Origin of the sequence: Pseudomonas sp. CFBP 13710, from assembly GCF_014842235.1 — a bacterium.
GTDB lineage: Bacteria > Pseudomonadota > Gammaproteobacteria > Pseudomonadales > Pseudomonadaceae > Aquipseudomonas > Aquipseudomonas baltica.
Genome location: NZ_JACYVJ010000004.1, coordinates 212136 through 230149 on the forward strand (window position 1 = coordinate 212136; position 18014 = coordinate 230149).

Genomic DNA, 18014 nt, shown 5'->3' on the forward strand with positions numbered 1-18014 from the left:
GATGCAAACCTTGTACCCGCAGATCAAACCCTACGCCAGGCATGATCTGGCCGTGGAAGAGCCGCACGTGCTGTATGTCGACGAAAGCGGCTCGCCCAAGGGCTTGCCGGTGCTGTTCATCCACGGCGGCCCGGGCTCCGGGTGCGACGCGCAGAGCCGTTGCTACTTCGATCCCAACGTCTATCGCATCGTGACCTTCGACCAGCGCGGCTGCGGCCGCTCCACGCCTCATGCCAGCATCGAGAACAACACCACCTGGCGGCTGGTGGCAGACATGGAGCGCATTCGCGAGCACCTTGGCATCGACAAGTGGGTGCTGTTCGGCGGTTCCTGGGGCTCCACGCTGGCCCTGGCCTATGCCCAGACCCACCCCGAGCGGGTCCACGGCTTGATCCTGCGCGGCATTTTCCTCTGCCGCCCGCAGGAAATCGAATGGTTCTACCAAGCCGGCGCCAGTCGCCTGTTCCCCGACTATTGGCAGGACTACATCGCGCCGATACCGCTGGATGAGCGCGGCAACCTGTTGCAGGCTTTCCACAAGCGTCTTACCGGCAACGACCAGATTGCCCAGATGCATGCGGCCAAGGCCTGGTCCACCTGGGAAGGGCGCACCGCGACCCTGCGGCCCAACCCGCTGGTGGTCGATCGTTTCTCCGAGCCGCAGCGTGCGCTGTCGATCGCGCGCATCGAAACCCATTACTTCGTCAACAATGCCTTCCTCGAACCCGACCAGCTGATCCGCGACATGCCGCGCATCGCCCACCTGCCGGCAGTCATCGTGCACGGCCGCTACGACGTGATCTGCCCGCTGGACAACGCCTGGGCGCTGCATCAGGCCTGGCCAAACAGCGAGCTGCAGGTCATTCGCGACGCGGGTCATGCCGCTTCGGAGCCGGGCATTACCGACGCCCTGGTGCGCGCCGCCGAGCAGATGGCGCGGCGTTTGCTGGACCTGCCCCTGGAAGAAGCGTGAAGGGGCTGCTGCAGCGGGTCAGCCAGGCCCGCGTCGAGGTGGCCGGGCAAACCATCGGGGCCATCGACCAGGGGCTGTTGGTGCTGGTAGCGGTCGAGCCGGACGACACCGCCGCCAGCGCCGACAAGCTCCTGCACAAGCTGCTCAACTATCGAGTGTTCAGCGACGAGCAAGGCAAGATGAACCTGTCGCTGAAAGATGTTGGCGGCGGCCTGTTGCTGGTGTCGCAATTCACCTTGGCGGCGGACACCCGCAGCGGCCTGCGCGCAGGCTTCTCCACTGCAGCCGTGCCGGCCTTGGCGCAGGCGCTTTTCGAGCACCTCGTGGACGCTGCAAAAAAAGCGCATCCACAGGTTCAGGTCGGGCAGTTCGGTGCCGATATGCAGGTAAGCCTGACCAACGATGGCCCCGTAACCTTTTTGTTACAAATTTAATGGCCTATTGCTGGCGAGTTTGCAGTCGTCGTCCGTTTCTCACAGCATAAATACTTGAGCTACCCTGATGCGTTGTGACGCGACGTACTAGATAATCGCGCGCCAGGGGGCCACATTTCGCTACCCGGTATGTCCAGTTTGAAGCGTGTCCGGCTCCGCTTGGGGAATCATTGTGCCCTTTTGGAGTCGGAACAGTGCTCGCCAACCCGGCGCAAGACTGCTGGCCGTTGGTTTTTCGATATGTTTTCGGCGAGGGTTGCTCGTGATTGTTAGTCCTTTAAATGCTTCAAGAACACCCCGCACTCGGTTGCGCAATGCGATGCTGGCCGGGTCTGCACTGTTCTGCCTGTTCAGCGCCAGCCAACTCTGGGCCTTCAGCCTGGATGATGTTGCCGGACGCGCCAAGGAGCTCGCCGGTCAGAAATTCGAAACTCCGCGCAGCAATCTGCCCAAAGAGTTTCGCGACATGAAGTTTGCGGACTACCAGAAGATCCGTTTCCGCAACGAAAACGCCGAATGGGCCGACGCCAAGACCCCGTTCAAGCTGTCCTTCTATCATCAGGGCATGCACTTCGACACCCCGGTGAAGATCAACGAAGTCACCGCTACCACCGTCAACGAAATCAAGTACGACCCAGCGCGTTTCGATTTCGGCGACCTGCAGTTCGATCCCAAATCCACCGATCAGTTAGGCTACGCCGGTTTCCGCGTCTTGTTCCCGATCAACAAGGCGGACAAGCAGGACGAAATCATGACCATGCTGGGCGCGAGCTACTTCCGCGTCATCGGCAAAAACCAGGTCTACGGTCTGTCGGCCCGCGGCCTGGCCTTGGATACGGCATTGCCGTCGGGCGAAGAGTTCCCGCGGTTTCGCGAGTTCTGGGTCGAACGGCCGAACGAAGGCGACAAGCAGCTGGTGATCTTCGCCCTGCTCGATTCGCCACGCTCAACCGGTGCCTACAAATTGACCTTGCGTCCGGGCAAGGACACGACCGTCGACGTCGAGTCGCGGGTGTTCCTGCGTGACCGTGTCAGCCGCCTGGGCATTGCGCCGCTGACCAGCATGTTCCTGTTTGGCTCGAACCAGCCGTCCCGTGTGCAGAACTACCGTCACGAGTTGCACGACTCCACCGGCCTGTCCATCCATGCCGGCAACGGCGAGTGGCTGTGGCGCCCGCTGAACAATCCCAAGCACCTGGCCGTGAGCAGCTTCACCGTCGAGAACCCGCGCGGTTTCGGTCTGCTGCAGCGTGGCCGCGAGTTCTCCCGTTACGAAGACCTCGATGACCGCTATGACAAGCGTCCGAGCGCCTGGATCGAGCCCAAGGGCGATTGGGGCAAGGGTACCGTCGACCTGGTTGAAATTCCGACCGCCGACGAAACCAATGACAACATCGTGGCCTTCTGGAACCCGGAAAAGATCCCGGAGCCCGGTCAGGCGCTGGAGCACAACTACCGCCTGCACTGGACCACGGACGAAGACGAGTTTCACTCGCCCGACGTTGCCTGGGTCAATCAGACCCTGCGTTCGACCGGCGACGTGAAGCAGTCCAACCTGATCCGTCAGGCCGATGGCAGCATTGCCTTCCTGATCGACTACGAAGGTCCGGTGCTGGCCGCTCTGGCTGAAGACACCGCCGTTCGCAGTCAGGTCAGCGTCGATGACAACGCCGAGCTGGTCGAGAACAACGTCCGCTACAACCCGCAGACCAAAGGCTGGCGCCTGACCCTGCGGGTCAAGGTGAAGGATCCGAACAAGGCCGTGGAAATGCGTGCAGCGCTGGTCAAGGATCTGCCGGTGGAGCCTGTCAAGGCAGCCGAGCCGGTCGAAGACAAGGCTGCGCCCAAGCATGACAAGGCACACGGCAAGGCCGACAAGGCTGCCGAGGTTGCACAGGCTCCGGCACCCGCCGCGCCTGAAACCGCTCCTGTCACACCGACCGAACCGGTCAAGACCGAGCAGGTCCTGACTGAAACCTGGAGCTACCAGTTGCCCGCCGATGACTAATTCTCCAGCTCGGCCAGAATCGCTTGGCGAATATCTGGCTCATTTGCCCCTGGGGGACGCACAGCGCGCAGAACTTGCCGACTGCACGTCCTTCACCGAACTGCACGAGCGCCTGTCCGGGCGCCCGTCGCACGATGCCGTGCTTGGCGCACAGAACTCGGTCGAGCAGCGCCTGCGGCTGGACTCGGCTGCCGAGCTGGAAGAGGCCGAGATGCTTGGCGTCGACGCCAGCGGTCGCCTGCAGCTCAAGGCCACGCCACCGATCAACCGCACGCTGGTGATTCCCGAGCCGTGGCGCACCAACGTGCTGGTGCGGGTATGGCGCAAGCTGACCGGCAAGGCCAGCAAGCCCGAGCCCACCAGCGACAAGCGGGTGCTGCCGAAGGCACGCTGGCGCTGGGTCGGTTCGATGCGTCGCTACATCCTGCTGGTGCTGATGCTGGGCCAGACCATCGTCGCCGGCTGGTACATGAAAGGCATCATGCCGTACCAGGGCTGGGGCATGGTCGACCTCGACGAAGTGGTTCGTCAGCCGATCATGCAGACCGCTACGCAGGTTTTGCCGTACTTCCTGCAGACCAGCATCCTGATCCTCTTCGGTATCCTGTTCTGCTGGGTATCGGCGGGTTTCTGGACGGCGTTGATGGGCTTCCTCGAACTGCTTACCGGTCGCGACAAGTACCGCATCTCCGGTGCCAGCGCGGGCAACGAGCCGATCGAGGCAGGCGCGCGTACCGCGCTGGTCATGCCGATCTGCAACGAAGATGTGACACGCGTCTTCGCCGGTTTGCGCGCCACGTTCGAGTCGGTCAAGGCGACTGGTGATCTGGATCGCTTCGACTTCTTCGTGCTCAGCGACACCAATGACCCCGACATCGCGGTTGCCGAGCAACAGGCGTGGTTGGAAGTGTGCCGCGAAGCTGGTGGTTTCGGGCATATCTTCTACCGTCGCCGCCGCCGTCGGGTCAAACGCAAGAGCGGCAACCTTGACGACTTCTGTCGTCGCTGGGGCAGCGAATACCGCTACATGGTGGTACTCGACGCCGACAGCGTAATGAGTGGCGAATGCCTGACCAGCCTGGTTCGCTTGATGGAAGCGACCCCGGATGCGGGCATCATTCAGACCGCGCCCAAGGCTTCGGGCATGGACACCCTGTACGCGCGCATGCAGCAGTTCGCTACCCGCGTGTACGGTCCGCTGTTCACCGCCGGCCTGCACTTCTGGCAGTTGGGCGAATCGCACTACTGGGGGCACAATGCGATCATTCGCATGAAGCCCTTCATCGAGCACTGCGCCCTGGCGCCGTTGCCGGGCAAGGGTGCGTTCGCCGGTGCGATTCTTTCCCACGACTTCGTCGAGGCGGCACTGATGCGTCGCGCCGGCTGGGGTGTATGGATTGCCTATGACCTGCCGGGCAGCTATGAAGAACTGCCGCCCAACCTGCTCGACGAGCTCAAGCGCGATCGCCGCTGGTGCCACGGCAACCTGATGAACTTCCGGCTGTTCCTGGTCAAGGGCATGCACCCGGTTCACCGGGCGGTATTCCTCACCGGCGTGATGTCGTACCTGTCGGCACCGTTGTGGTTCTTCTTCCTGGTGCTGTCCACCGCGCTGCTGGCGGTGAACACGCTGATGGAGCCGACCTACTTCCTGGCGCCGCGTCAGCTGTACCCGCTGTGGCCGCAATGGCACCCGGACAAGGCGGTGGCGCTTTTCTCCACCACCATCGTGCTGCTGTTCCTGCCCAAGCTGCTGAGCATCATCCTGATCTGGGCCAAGGGCGCGAAAGAATACGGCGGCCGTTTCAAGGTCACCTTGTCGATGCTGCTGGAAATGCTCTTCTCGATGCTGCTGGCGCCGGTGCGCATGCTGTTCCATACCCGTTTCGTGCTCGCCGCGTTCCTGGGTTGGGCCGCGACCTGGAACTCGCCGCAGCGTGACGACGACTCCACGCCCTGGAGCGAGGCAATCAAGCGTCATGGCTCGCAGACGCTGCTGGGCGCGGCTTGGGCTGCCCTGGTGATCTGGCTGAACCCCAGCTTCCTGTGGTGGCTGACTCCGATCGTGGGTTCGCTGATGCTGTCGATCCCGGTGTCGGTGATCTCCAGCCGGACCAATCTGGGCATGCAGGCACGCGATGAGAAGTTGTTCCTGATTCCCGAGGAGTACGACACGCCACAGGAGCTGCTGTCCACCGATCGCTATACCCAGGCAAACCGTGATAACGCGCTCAAGGATGGTTTCGTGCGCGCCGTTGTCGATCCGCGTCAGAATGCCTTGGCCTACGGCCTGGGCACGGCGCGGCACGGCAAGGCTGCGCCGATCGAAAGCATGCGCGCGCAGTGGGTGCATCAGGCACTGGAGGGTGGCCCGCAGAAGCTCGACAACAGCACTCGCATGTCGCTGCTCAGTGATCCGGTAGCGATCTCGCGTCTGCACGAGCATGTCTGGGCTGACCAGAACGTTGCGTGGCTGGAAGCGTGGCGTCAGTCCAAGCAGGCGGAGCGGCAATCGCCGGCTGTGCCAACGCTGGACACCGCTGCAGCGGCAGGCTTGCAGAACGCCTGACCGTGTTGGCCTCATTCGCGGGCAGAGCCCGCTCCCACAAGTAGCAAAAGCACTCCTGTGGGAGCGGGGCGGGCGGCTGAGCCCTCTGCCCGCGAATGCTGCACCTCGATATTCCTGCCATGCCCCCCAACAGCGCCATCTGGCACCCACAGGCATGCTGCAGTTCTTTGTAGGAGCGGTCAGCGGCCGCGAAGGCCGCACCACGGTTACTCCGCCATGCCCTCCAATAGTGCCACCTGGCACTCATTTCATCGCCAAACTTTGTTCAACCCCCTGTTTGAGTTAGGATCGCACCCCGAAATGGTGCGCTCAGGCTTGGTCGTGCCCGAAGTTGGCTAGGGGAATTGGTAATGAACAAGTATCTGTCGCGGCTGCTGCTCGGCGTCATGGCCATGGCGGTCGTGGGTTCGGCGCAAGCGGGCGCTATCGACGAAGCGGTCAAGCGCGGGACTTTGCGCGTGGGCATGGACCCGACCTACATGCCGTTCGAAATGACCAACAAGCGTGGCGAAATCATCGGTTTCGAAGTCGACCTGCTCAAGGCCATGGCCAAGTCCATGGGCGTCAAGCTGGAGCTGGTATCGACCAGCCTGGATGGCATCATTCCAGCGCTGATGACCGACAAGTTCGACATGATCGGCAGCGGCCTGACCCTGACCCAGGAGCGCAACCTGCGCATCAACTTCAGCGACCCGTTCATCGTCGTCGGCCAGACCCTGCTGATCCGCAAGGAATTGGCCGACAAGGTCAAGACCTACAAGGACCTGAACTCGCCGGACTACCGCATCACCTCCAAGGTCGGCACGACCGGCGAGTTCGTGGCGCGCAAGTTGATCGCCAAGGCGCAGTACCACGGCTACGACAACGAGCCTGAAGCGGTACTCGACGTGGTCAACGGCAAGGCGGATGCGTTCATCTACGATTCGCCCTACAACGTGGTGGCGGTGGACAAGGTCGGTAATGGCAAGCTGGTCTACCTCGACGAGCCTTTCACTTACGAGCCCTTGGCGTTCGGCTTGAAGAAGGGCGACTACGACAGCCTCAACTTCATCAACAACTTCCTGCGCCAGGCCCGTGAAGACGGCAGCTACGATCGTATCCACAAGAAGTGGTTCGTGAGCAAGAACTGGCTCGACGAAATGCAATGACTGCGCCTCTGGCCAGACTCTCCCTGACGCGCAGGCCTGCCCTGCGCGGCGGTCTTCTAGCGGATTGAACCCCCTGTGATCAAACACCACAAAGCTCAATGGCCCTGGCACGGGCTTACCGCGCTGGTGCTCATCGGCCTGGCTTTCAGCTTGTACGCTGCCACCTCGCGCATTTCCTATGAGTGGCATTGGAATCGAGTGCCGCAGTACTTCGTCTATCAGGCCGAGCTGCCGCAGCGCGCCGAGGGCTATGGCAGCGTCGAGCAGATCGTCCGGCAGGGCGGGCAGACACGGGTCACCCTGCGCGACGAAGACGGTGGCGAACAGGTGTTGCTGGCGGACAGTGGCAGTGTCGTGCTCGAAGAGGGCGATGACGTCTCCGAAGGCGACCAGATCGGCGTGACGCGCCACTGGACCGCCGGACCGATCGCCTGGGGGCTGTGGACCACGCTGTGGCTGTCGCTGGTGTCCGGCGTGGCCGGCCTGCTGCTGGGCCTGGTCACCGGGCTGTGCCGGTTGTCGAGCAACCCCACCTTGCGCCATCTGTCGACGGTGTATGTCGAGCTGGTGCGGGGTACGCCGCTGCTGGTGCAGATTTTCATCTTCTATTTCTTCATCGGTACCGTGCTCAACCTTTCGCGCGAATTCGCCGGGGTGGCGGCGCTGGCGCTGTTCACCGGTGCCTACGTGGCCGAGATCGTGCGCTCGGGCGTGCAGTCCATTGCCAAGGGGCAGGGCGAGGCCGCCCGCTCCCTGGGCCTGGATGCCGGACAGTCGATGCGTCACGTCATCCTGCCGCAGGCTTTCAAGCGTGTTCTGCCACCCCTGGCCGGGCAGTTCATCAGCCTGGTCAAGGACACGTCGCTGGTGTCGGTGATTGCCATTACCGAGCTGACCAAGAGCGGTCGCGAAGCCATCACCACGTCGTTCTCGACGTTCGAGATCTGGTTCTGCGTGGCAGCCCTGTACCTGGTCATCAATCTGCCGCTGTCGTATTTCGCCAGCCGGCTCGAGCGGAGGCTTGCGCAAAGTGATTGAAGTACGCGACCTGTTGAAGGTGTTCAATACCCGTGGCCAGGTGGTGCGCGCGGTCGATCAGGTGAGCACGCAGGTGGCCAGGGGCGAGGTGCTGGTGGTACTGGGCCCCTCGGGCTCGGGCAAGTCCACCTTCCTGCGTTGCCTCAATGGCCTTGAGGCATTCGATGAAGGCTCGGTAAGCATCGATGGCCTGCGCCTCGACGATCCCAAAACCAACATCAATGCCTACCGACGCGAAGTCGGCATGGTGTTCCAGCACTTCAACCTGTTTCCGCACATGACCGTGCTGGAAAACCTGTGCCTGGCGCAGAAAGTGGTGCGCAAGCGCGGCAGGGCCGAGCGAGAGGCCAAGGCACGCGCATTGCTGGCCAAGGTAGGCATCGGCGAGAAGGCCGATGCGTTTCCTTCGCGGCTGTCCGGTGGCCAGCAGCAGCGCGTGGCCATTGCCCGGGCGCTGTGCATGGACCCCAAGGTCATGCTGTTCGACGAGCCGACATCGGCGCTCGATCCGGAGATGGTCGGTGAGGTGCTGGAAGTGATGAAGACCCTCGCCGAAGAAGGCATGACCATGGTGTGCGTCACCCATGAAATGGGCTTCGCCCGTGAAGTGGCGGACCGTGTGCTGTTCTTCGACCATGGCCGTTTGCTGGAAGATGCGCCCCCGGCCGAGTTCTTCGACGCACCCAAGGACCCAAGGGCACAGGCGTTTTTGCGGCAGGTGTTGTAGCCCAGGTTCCTGCGCCGATCCGCAGACCGCTTTCGCGGGCAGAGCCCCGCTCCCACAAGATCGCTGCAGGCTCCTGTGGGAGCGGGTCTCTGCCCGCGAAGAGGCCCTCAGGCTCACCCAACCAGGGTCAGACCTTGAACTGACCCACCAGCCCCTGCAGATGTGTGCCCAGACGCGCCAACTCGATGCTCGACGCTGCCGTTTCCTCGCTCGCCGCCGATGTCTGCTCGGAAACGTCGCGCACGTTGAGCACGCTGCGGTTGATCTCTTCAGCCACCACACTCTGTTGCTCCGCCGCGGCGGCGATCTGCTGGTTCATCGCCTGGATCGTCGACACGGTACGGGTAATGTCGCTCAACGACTCACCGGCACGCCGGGCCAGTTGCACACTGCTGTCGGTCATCGCCCGGCTGCTGTCCAGTGCGCTGGAAACCTCATGGGTACCGGTCTGCAGCGAAGCGATCAATGACTGGATCTCTTCGGTCGATTGCTGAGTGCGTTGGGCCAGGCTGCGTACTTCATCGGCCACCACGGCAAAACCGCGACCTGCTTCGCCGGCACGGGCCGCCTCGATTGCCGCGTTCAGAGCCAACAGGTTGGTCTGCTGCGCCACCGACTTGATCACATCGAGCACGCCGCCGATCTTGCTGCTTTCCTGCTTCAACTGATTCATGGCCTCGCTGGAATGCAGCACCTCGGCTGCCAGTCTCTCGATCTGGCCCACGGCCTGGCTGACCACTCGATCACCTTCACGGGCCTGCTGATCGGCAGCCACGGCAGCTTCCGAGGCTTCCTCGGCGTTGCGCGCCACTTCCTGCACTGTCGCCGCCATTTCATTCATGGCCGTGGCCACCTGGTCGGTTTCGACTTTCTGCGCGTTGACCCCGGCGCTGGTCTGCTCGGTGACCGCGGAAAGCTCCTCTGCGGCACTGGCCAGCTGCGTGACGCCCTCGCTGATGCCACCCACCAGTTCCCGCAGGTTCAGGGTCATGCGCTGCAGGGCCAGTTGAACCTGGCCCAGTTCGTCACGTCGGGTGATGGCGGGCGACTGCCGGAGGTCGCCGGAAGCGACGCGCTCGACACTCGCCAGGGTCTGCCGCAACGGGCCGACGATCTGCGCGGTGATCGCCCATGCCGCAGCGATACCAAGCAGTGTGGCCAGGGCGGCTGCAGTGGCCAGCCACGCCTTGGCCTGGGCCGTGTCGGCATCGCGCTTGGCCGTCTGCGAGTCGCCCAGTCGGTCGCTGAGCTCGAGCAGGGTGGTGCCCAATGCCGTCATCTTGTCGATGCTCTGCAGCGTGGCCTGCTGGTTTTCGCTGAATTGCGCCACCGCCGCGCGATAGGCACGCAGGGAATCGCCGGCCTGCTGCAAGCGGCCGGTGAATTCGCCGGAAACGCTGGCCCCCGCAGCGGCGACCGAAGCGATGGCCTGGTCGATGGCCGCCAGCGCCGGCTGACGTGCTTCGTCCTTGGCGCTATAGGTGTAGCCACGCACTTGAAAGCGCGCCTGCTGGATCAGCCGGCTGGTTTCCACCAGGGTGCTGTAGGCCGTCAGCTCGCCCTGGCTCAGCAGCGCTGCCTGCGCCTGATTGACTTCGGCCACGGCGCGGTCGGCGGTGCTGCCCAGTTGGCTGCGGGCTGCCTCGCGACCCTGGATCGACGCCAGCGATGCGGTGAATTCCCGGCGATAGGCTTGGGTGGTGGCTATTTCCTGCTCGACGAGCGCGATGTCTTCGGGCTGCACCAGAGTGTGCTGGGCGGCCACAAGATCGGTATCGAGCTGGTCGAGAAGACGGGTGACATTGTCGGCACCGGAACTGCCTTTCTGCAGTTCGAACGACTGAGCGGCAATGCGCAGGTCACGCATGCGGTCGTCGAGTATGGAAATACTGGTGATCTTGTCGGCGCGCTCGATCAAGCGGGTCAGGCCAGACCAGCCCGTGGCGGCAATCAAAAGAGTAAGCAGTAGCACCACACCGAAACCAATCCCCAGTTTCAGGTTGACGCTCAGATTGCCCAGGTAGCGGGCAAAGGTGTTGGACATGATGAAGCTCCCTGACAGGCCGACAGCATGATTGTCGGCAGTTCAGGGGCATCGGCAGGTGTCGTCGAAACTCGATGGTGGCTAAGTGACGTGACCCACCGGGAATCGTCAAGCCTGGACGACGTTGGGTCAGAACAGCCGCGCCAGCAGCACCGCCACGGCGGTTTCGACCCGCAGGATACGTTCGCCCAGCTGCACTGGCTGCAAACCTGCAAGGCCCAGCAGGTCGACCTCGTAGGGAATCCAGCCACCTTCCGGGCCGATGGCCAGGGTCACTGGCTGCTGCGGATGGCGCGGGCAGGGCGGGTAGTCGCCCGGATGCCCGACCAGCCCCAGGGTGCCGGCGCTCAGAGCAGGCAGGCGATCCTCGACGAAGGGCTTGAAACGCTTTTCGATCAGCACTTCGGGGAGCTGGGTATCGCGTGCCTGTTCCAGGCCCAGGATGAGCTGCTCGCGAATGGCAGCCGGCTCGAGAAAAGGGGTTTGCCAGAAACTTTTCTCGACCCGATAGCTGTTCACCAGGACCACCTTGGCCACCCCCATGGTGGCAATGGTCTGGAACACTCGGCGAAGCATTTTCGGGCGGGGCAGCGCAAGCACCAGTGTCAGCGGCAGTTTCGCCGGTGGCGGTTGGTCGAGCACCACGGCAAGTTCGGCCTCGTGATCTTCCAACCTTGTGACCTGGGCACGCCCCATCAAGCCATCGACCTTGCCCACCCGCAGGCTGTCGCCCAGTTCGACACGGTGCACGGCCTGCATGTGGGTGAAGCGTCGATCACGCAGCACTACCTTGTCCGGCGCGGTGAAGTCGGCCGTTTCTAGCAGCAGCAGGTTCATGCCTGAGTCGCAGGCGGCTGGCCGTTGCGGTCATCGTCCTCGGTCGGTTCATCACCGCGCTTGCGGATCAGGGCACCGAACAGGATGCCGATCTCGAACAGCAACCACATCGGCACGGCCAGCAGTGTCTGCGAGAAAATGTCCGGTGGGGTCAGAATCATGCCGACCACGAAGCAGCCGATGATCACGTACGGGCGGATCTTGCGCAGGTATTTGACGTCGACGACGCCGATCCACACCAGCAGTACCACGGCCACCGGAATCTCGAACGCCACGCCGAAAGCGAAGAACAGCGTCATGACGAAATCGAGGTAACTGGCGATGTCGGTGGCCATGGTCACGCCCACCGGCGTGGCACTGGCGAAGAACTTGAAGACCAGTGGAAACACCAGAAAGTAGGCGAAGGCCATCCCCGCATAGAACAGGAAGATGCTCGACACCAGCAATGGTATGGCAATGCGTTTTTCGTGCTTGTACAGGCCCGGTGCGATGAAGCCCCAGACCTGGTGCAGGATGATCGGCACGGCCAGGAACAGCGAGACCATCATGGTCAGCTTGAAAGGCGTGAGAAACGGCGAGGCCACATCAGTGGCGATCATCGTGGCCCCTTCGGGCAGGTACTCGCGCAGCGGCGCCGACACCAGGGTGTAGATCTGTTGGGCGAAGGAAAACAGCCCGGCGAAGACCAGGAAAATCACGGCAACGCAACGCAGCAGGCGCGTGCGCAATTCGGTCAAGTGCGAGACCAGCGGCATGGGCTGGTCGTTTTCCGGAATTTCGCTCATGGGGCCCGCGGTGGCTGTGTAGGTTCATTGGAGGATACGGGTATCGCAACAGCCTGAGCGCTGCTCGTGTCACGGTCAACCACAGCCGGTGTCTGCGTGGCAGTGGGCACCGTGGTAGGAGTGACGTCGGTGCTCACCGCATCACGATCAAGCACCGGTTGCGCCTGGGCGCCGGGTGGAATCGGATCGGCCAGCGGTGCGGGCGGCTCGCTCGGACGCGCGGCGCGCTGCGGATCGAGGATCTTGCGCGCCTGCTCCTCGAGCGAAAGCACGTGCTCGTTGTGCAGTTGGCGACGGATTTCGTCGGCGCCTATCTCGCGTTCCACTTCGGTCTTGATCGCGTTGAAGCTGCGTTTCAGGCGCCCGATCCACAACCCTGCGGTGCGCGCGGCACCGGGCAGTCGCTCAGGGCCCAGCACCAACAGGGCGATGAGGCCCACGAGCATGAGTTCGCTGAAGCTGATACCGAACATTGATCAGTCTTTCCTGATGGGTTCTTCGACTTTCTGATGCTGGCCGTCGAGGGTATGCGGCGGAGTCAGCGGCGAGCTGGCCTGCGGGTGGACCGGCTGTGTCGGCTGCTCGGCACCCGGTTTGTCGTCGTCGTTCATGGCTTTGCGAAAGCCCTTGATCGATTCACCGACGTCGGTGCCCAGGTTCTTGAGTTTCTTGGTGCCGAAGACCAGTACCACGACAATCAGGATGACGATCCAGTGTTTCCAATCAAACAGACCCATGATTCAACTCCTCCAAAAAGACATTTCAGGCTGACGGCAGGCGGGCGGCTTTCTCATCGTGACCGGACAGGCCGAATCGGCGATCCAGTTCATCGAGTACAGCCTGTGGGTGTTGGCCGAGTTGTGCAAGCATGACCAGGCTATGGAACCACAGATCGGCGGTTTCGTAGATGACATCGCTGCAGTCGCCGCTGTGGGCGGCATCCTTGGCGGCAATGATGGTCTCGATCGATTCTTCGCCGAGCTTTTCCAGAATCTTGTTCAATCCCTTGGCGTACAGGCTGGCGACATACGAGCTGTCGGCGCTGGCGCCCTTGCGTTCTTCGAGCACCGCAGCGACGCGGTCCAGAGTGTCATTCATGGCCATGGCCTGCGGAATAGATGGCAGCGGGATCTTTCAGGACGGGGTCGACGACGGTCCATTGGCCGTTCTCGAAGACCCGATAGAAGCAGCTTTGGCGACCAGTGTGACAGGCGATGTCACCGACCTGCTCGACGCTGAGCACGACCACGTCGGCGTCGCAGTCCAGGCGCAGCTCGTGCAGTTTTTGCACGTGACCGGATTCCTCACCCTTGCGCCACAGCTTGCCACGCGAACGGGACCAGTAGATCGCCCGGTTTTCGGCAGCGGTCAATGCCAGTGCCTCGCGGTTCATCCAGGCCATCATGAGGATGCGCCCGGTGTGGTGATCCTGGGCAATCGCCGGCACCAGGCCGTCGCGGTCCCATTTGATCTCGTCCAGCCAGTCTTTCATGTGCGACTCCGACAACAGAGAGGGCTAGTGTGCCAGCCGATGGCGCGACTGGCTATCGGCGCACGACCAGGTACAAGCCCGATGCCAGCATCAACCAGGCGGGCCATGCCTGGACGCTGTCCAGGGCTATGCCGGAGACGGCGGTGACCGTTCCACCCACCAGCAAGGCGCCGCCGAGCAGCCGCAGGGCCCAGCGATCGTGGCGTTGCTCCCAGGGCGGCGGTGGATCCTTGCGATGGGGCTGAGACATTCGTTCGAGCAGATCGCGGGTCATGTTGGCTAGGTGAGGCAATTGCTCGACCTGCGATTGAACATTCTGAAACAAAGATTTCGGGCTGACCCGCTGGCGCATCCAGCGTTCCAGGAACGGCTGGGCGGTGCTCCACAGGTCGAGGTCCGGGTACAGCTGTCGACCCAGGCCTTCGATGTTGAGCAGGGTTTTCTGCAGCAGCACCAGTTGCGGCTGGACTTCCATGTTGAAGCGTCGTGCGGTCTGGAACAGGCGCATGAGCACCTGGCCGAAGGAGATGTCCTTCAGTGGCTTCTCGAAGATCGGCTCGCAGACGGTGCGGATCGCCGCTTCGAATTCGTTGAGCTTGGTCTCGGCCGGTACCCAGCCCGAATCGATGTGCAGCTGCGCCACGCGGCGGTAGTCGCGCTTGAAGAAGGCGAACAGGTTGCGCGCCAGGTAATCCTGATCTTCGGGGGTCAGGCTGCCGACGATGCCGCAGTCGATGGCGATGTAGCGCGGGCTCCACGGTGCCACGGTGCTGACGAAGATGTTGCCGGGGTGCATGTCGGCATGAAAGAAACTGTCGCGAAACACCTGGGTGAAGAAAATCTCGACGCCGCGCTCGGCCAGTAGCTTCATGTCGGTGCGCTGGTCGGCCAGGGCAGCCATGTCGGTGACCTGCACGCCGTAGATGCGCTCCATCACCAAGACCTTCGGCCGGCACCAGTCCCAGTAGACCTGAGGCACGTAGAGCAGGTCGGAGTCTTCGAAATTGCGCCGCAGCTGGCTGGAGTTGGCCGCTTCGCGCAACAGGTCGAGTTCGTCGTAGATGGTACGTTCGTAGTCGGCGACCACGTCGACCGGGTGCAGCAGGCGCGCGTCGGCGGACAGCCGCTCGGCCTGGCGGGCGAGCAGGAACAGCCAGGCCAGATCCTGGCTGATCACCGACTTGAGCCCCGGGCGAACGACCTTGACCACCACCTCTTCACCGGTCTTGAGCCGAGCGGCGTGAACCTGGGCCACCGAGGCCGACGCCAATGGCTCGACGTCGAAGCGACTGAACACGTCGGTGATCTTCGCACCCAGTTGCTGCTCGATGAGGGCCATGGCCTGCTTGGGGTCGAACGGCGGCACCCGGTCCTGCAGCAGCATCAGCTCATCGGCGATGTCTTCGGGCAGCAGGTCGCGGCGGGTGGAAAGGATCTGCCCGAACTTGATGAAGATTGGCCCCAGGTCCTGCAAGGCCAAGCGCAGGCGCGCGCCACGGTTGAGTTCCTGGCGGCTGCGCGGCAGCCAGCGCCAAGGCATGGCGAAACGGGTGATTTTCAGCCACCACGGCAGTGGTAGGGCGAACATCAGGTCATCGAGGCGGTAACGAATGATGACGCGCTGGATGCGCAACAGACGGCGGACGGCAAGCAGCTTCATGCGTTATCGCTGGAATTGTGGGATCGGGCGAGGCGCTCAATACGCGCCTCGAGGCGTTCGACGTCGACTTTCAAAGCATCCAGCTCACTGAAACGGGCCTGGGCTTCCTGCTCGCCCACCAATGTACGCGCTTCCTCGGCCAGGTATTCGCCCAGGTTCTGCGTCGCCGTGGCCAGGCTCTGACGGGTCCAGCTCGTGCGGCTGCGCAAATGCCCGGCCAACAGGGCGGTGGGCACCGGACCCAGCCAGCGTGAGACTTCGTATTCCCAGTCCAGTTCAAGGTCCTGCAGCACCTTGACCAGGTCCAGCAGCGCGGCGCTGTCGCCGTCCAGATCGACCTGCGGGCTGTGCAGCACCGCGGTCTTGTCCTTGCGCAGTGCCAGCTGCACCAGGCTGGCAGCCGGCGCGCGCAACGTGCAGTCGGGCGGCGTGGCCCACTGCTGGGCCAGCATCAGGCCATTGGCACTGGGCAGTATGTACAGGGTAAACGCGGGCTGGCGGCCCTGGATGGCAATCACCTTGCCGTGCAGGTGCGCCAGGCGCGGCAACGCCGTGGCGTCCAGGCGCAGCACACGGTTCAGACCGTGTTCGACACTGGCGATCAGGCCACCGAGCAGCATCAGGGCTTGATCCCGCGGTGCAGGGCAACGATGCCACTGGTCATGTTGTGGTACGTGACGCGGTCGAAACCGGCCTGCACCATCATGGCCTTGAGGGTTTCCTGATCGGGATGCATGCGGATCGATTCGGCCAGGTAACGGTAGCTTTCCGAATCGTTGGTGATCAGCTTGCCGGCCAGCGGCATGAACGCGAATGAATAGGCGTCGTAGACCTTGGACATCAGCTTGTTGGTAGGCTTGGAAAACTCCAGCACCAGCAGGCGCCCGCCTGGCTTGAGCACGCGCAGCATGGAAGCGATGGCCGCTTCCTTGTGGGTGACGTTGCGCAGGCCGAAGGCGATGGTCACGCAATCGAAGTGATTGTCGGGGAACGGCAGCTTTTCCGCATCGGCCTGGACGAATTCGATGTTGCCGGCCACGCCGCGGTCGAGCAGCCGGTCGCGACCGACCTTGAGCATCGAGGCGTTGATGTCGGCGAGCACCACCTGGCCGGTAGGCCCTACCAGGTCGGAGAACTTGCGTGCCAGATCGCCCGTGCCGCCGGCGATGTCGAGCACCCGGTTACCCACGCGCACGCCCGAGAGCTCGATGGTGAAGCGCTTCCACAGCCGATGCATGCCGCCGGACAGCACGTCGTTCATCAAGTCGTACTTGGCCGCTACCGAGTGGAACACCTCGGCGACCTTTTCGGCCTTCTGGCTTTCCGGTACGTGCTTGTAGCCGAAGTGAGTGGTGGGTTCGGCATCGCCGCCTTTGCGCTGATCATTCATATCGCTGTCACCAGGAAAAATTACGCACCATTCTAAGCCGCACAAGGGCGCTTTGTCTTGGCACGATGGATTGCCGGGGCAACCGGGTTAAACTGTGCGCCATTGAACCCTTACCTGTTGGAATCCCCGATGACCCAGATCAACGTCGAACGCAAACACAATCTGGGCCGCGACGCGGCGCGGCAGAAAGCTGAAGTGGTGGTCCAGAAGCTGATCGACCGCTATGACGTGCAGGCTACCTGGCAAGGTGACACGGTGGCGGTCAAGCGCAGCGGTGCACAGGGCACCGTGCAGATCGACGACGAAGCGATTCGAATCGATCTGAAGCTGGGCATGATGCTGGCGATGATGAGCGGCACCATCCAGAGCGAGATCGAAAAGGCCCTGGACAAGGCCCTGGCGGCTTAAAGCATCAACCTGACCACGGATTCGGCGGGGTCGCGGGATTTGCCGGCCGCGCGCAATTGTTCCAGGTAGTCGGCCCAGAGCTGCTCCTGGCGCAGCGCCAACTGGTACAGGTAGTCCCAGGTGAACAGGCCGCTGTCGTGGCCGTCGTCGAAGGTCAGTTTCAAGGCGTACTGGCCTGCAGCTTCGACCTTGGCCAGGCCAACCCCCAGTTTGCCGACCTGCAGGATCGGCTTGCCGTGGCCCTGGACCTCGGCGGACGGCGAGTGCACGCGCAGGAACTCGGCGGGCAGGTGGAACACCTCGTCGGGGCCATAGGTCAGGCTCAAAGTCTTGGAGGCCTTGTGCAGATTGATGGCGCTGGGGATTCTGGTCATGGTGGGTCTCGAAGTCGCGCGGTGTCTGTTTCGCGGCCACGGACCGCTCCTGCGAACCCGGCCTGTGGGAACGATCATTGACGTCGCCCGCGAGCCGCGTTCCGTAGGCGCGGTCAGCGGCCGCAAA

19 protein-coding genes and 1 pseudogene are annotated in these 18014 nt (G+C 62.9%); 8 read left to right on the top strand and 12 right to left on the bottom strand.

The window, feature by feature from the left end:
- Position 1: 1 nt before the first annotated feature.
- From pip to IFT44_RS11975, 7 genes are all read left to right on the top strand, one after another.
- Positions 2-973, top strand: coding sequence for a prolyl aminopeptidase (pip, locus tag IFT44_RS11945; RefSeq protein WP_122480467.1), 972 nt, complete (start codon positions 2-4; stop codon positions 971-973).
- The gene (dtd, locus tag IFT44_RS11950; protein WP_122480466.1) at positions 970-1407 is read left to right on the top strand and encodes a D-aminoacyl-tRNA deacylase; all 438 of its coding nucleotides are present in this window, start codon (positions 970-972) and stop codon (positions 1405-1407) included. The genes pip and dtd overlap by 4 nt, the downstream gene beginning before the upstream one ends.
- 262 nt (positions 1408-1669) lie before the next feature.
- A complete protein-coding gene (locus IFT44_RS11955; RefSeq protein WP_342214285.1) occupies positions 1670-3415 on the top strand; it encodes a glucan biosynthesis protein G in 1746 nt (581 codons plus the stop codon).
- Positions 3408-5984 carry a glucans biosynthesis glucosyltransferase MdoH gene (mdoH, locus tag IFT44_RS11960; RefSeq protein WP_192058990.1) on the top strand — a complete coding sequence of 859 codons (2577 nt, stop codon included), beginning with the start codon at positions 3408-3410 and terminating at the stop codon, positions 5982-5984. The genes IFT44_RS11955 and mdoH overlap by 8 nt, the downstream gene beginning before the upstream one ends.
- 350 nt (positions 5985-6334) lie before the next feature.
- Positions 6335-7132: a transporter substrate-binding domain-containing protein gene (locus IFT44_RS11965; protein WP_122480464.1), complete on the top strand. Its 798-nt coding sequence runs from the start codon at positions 6335-6337 to the stop codon at positions 7130-7132.
- A gap of 75 nt (positions 7133-7207) precedes the next feature.
- A complete protein-coding gene (locus IFT44_RS11970; RefSeq protein ID WP_185794929.1) occupies positions 7208-8170 on the top strand; it encodes an amino acid ABC transporter permease in 963 nt (320 codons plus the stop codon).
- Positions 8163-8897: an ATP-binding cassette domain-containing protein gene (locus tag IFT44_RS11975; RefSeq protein WP_192176008.1), complete on the top strand. Its 735-nt coding sequence runs from the start codon at positions 8163-8165 to the stop codon at positions 8895-8897. Before IFT44_RS11970 ends, IFT44_RS11975 begins: the two co-directional genes overlap by 8 nt.
- Before the next feature lie 127 nt (positions 8898-9024).
- Here IFT44_RS11975 and IFT44_RS21360 read toward each other — a convergent pair whose 3' ends face one another.
- From IFT44_RS21360 to ubiE, 11 genes and pseudogenes are all read right to left on the bottom strand, one after another.
- A complete protein-coding gene (locus IFT44_RS21360; protein ID WP_425312022.1) occupies positions 9025-9888 on the bottom strand; it encodes a methyl-accepting chemotaxis protein in 864 nt (287 codons plus the stop codon).
- Positions 9880-10941 (bottom strand): annotated as a pseudogene (locus IFT44_RS21365) (methyl-accepting chemotaxis protein); the annotation flags it as partial. The pseudogene IFT44_RS21365 and the gene IFT44_RS21360, both read right to left, overlap by 9 nt.
- Before the next feature lie 129 nt (positions 10942-11070).
- Positions 11071-11778 (bottom strand): 16S rRNA (uracil(1498)-N(3))-methyltransferase, encoded by a 708-nt coding sequence (locus IFT44_RS11985; protein ID WP_192175952.1) that lies wholly within the window; start codon positions 11776-11778, stop codon positions 11071-11073.
- Complete coding sequence (gene tatC, locus IFT44_RS11990; protein ID WP_122480460.1) at positions 11775-12563, bottom strand: twin-arginine translocase subunit TatC; 789 nt, start codon at positions 12561-12563, stop codon at positions 11775-11777. The genes IFT44_RS11985 and tatC overlap by 4 nt, the downstream gene beginning before the upstream one ends.
- Entirely contained in the window at positions 12560-13036 is a 477-nt protein-coding gene (gene tatB / locus IFT44_RS11995) for a Sec-independent protein translocase protein TatB (RefSeq protein ID WP_185794932.1), read from the bottom strand. The genes tatC and tatB overlap by 4 nt, the downstream gene beginning before the upstream one ends.
- Positions 13037-13039: 3 nt before the next feature.
- Positions 13040-13300, bottom strand: a complete 261-nt coding sequence (locus tag IFT44_RS12000) for a twin-arginine translocase TatA/TatE family subunit (protein ID WP_122480458.1) — start codon at positions 13298-13300, stop codon at positions 13040-13042.
- A 25-nt stretch (positions 13301-13325) separates the two neighbouring features.
- A complete protein-coding gene (locus tag IFT44_RS12005; RefSeq protein WP_122480666.1) occupies positions 13326-13661 on the bottom strand; it encodes a phosphoribosyl-ATP diphosphatase in 336 nt (111 codons plus the stop codon).
- On the bottom strand, positions 13654-14055 hold the full coding sequence (gene hisI, locus IFT44_RS12010) for a phosphoribosyl-AMP cyclohydrolase (protein ID WP_122480457.1): 402 nt from the start codon (positions 14053-14055) through the stop codon (positions 13654-13656). The genes IFT44_RS12005 and hisI overlap by 8 nt, the downstream gene beginning before the upstream one ends.
- A 52-nt stretch (positions 14056-14107) precedes the next feature.
- Positions 14108-15715 carry a ubiquinone biosynthesis regulatory protein kinase UbiB gene (gene ubiB, locus IFT44_RS12015; protein WP_122480456.1) on the bottom strand — a complete coding sequence of 536 codons (1608 nt, stop codon included), beginning with the start codon at positions 15713-15715 and terminating at the stop codon, positions 14108-14110.
- Positions 15712-16335 carry a ubiquinone biosynthesis accessory factor UbiJ gene (locus IFT44_RS12020; RefSeq protein WP_192175953.1) on the bottom strand — a complete coding sequence of 208 codons (624 nt, stop codon included), beginning with the start codon at positions 16333-16335 and terminating at the stop codon, positions 15712-15714. The genes ubiB and IFT44_RS12020 overlap by 4 nt, the downstream gene beginning before the upstream one ends.
- Positions 16335-17105 carry a bifunctional demethylmenaquinone methyltransferase/2-methoxy-6-polyprenyl-1,4-benzoquinol methylase UbiE gene (ubiE, locus tag IFT44_RS12025; RefSeq protein ID WP_043191385.1) on the bottom strand — a complete coding sequence of 257 codons (771 nt, stop codon included), beginning with the start codon at positions 17103-17105 and terminating at the stop codon, positions 16335-16337. The genes IFT44_RS12020 and ubiE overlap by 1 nt, the downstream gene beginning before the upstream one ends.
- Positions 17106-17234: 129 nt before the next feature.
- On the opposite strand from ubiE, the gene IFT44_RS12030 reads away from it, so the two are divergent.
- Positions 17235-17513, top strand: a complete 279-nt coding sequence (locus tag IFT44_RS12030; protein ID WP_043191383.1) for a polyhydroxyalkanoic acid system family protein — start codon at positions 17235-17237, stop codon at positions 17511-17513.
- Here IFT44_RS12030 and IFT44_RS12035 read toward each other — a convergent pair.
- A complete protein-coding gene (locus IFT44_RS12035; protein ID WP_122480453.1) occupies positions 17510-17887 on the bottom strand; it encodes a gamma-butyrobetaine hydroxylase-like domain-containing protein in 378 nt (125 codons plus the stop codon). The genes IFT44_RS12030 and IFT44_RS12035 overlap by 4 nt on opposite strands.
- Between the last annotated feature and the right edge of the window lie 127 nt (positions 17888-18014).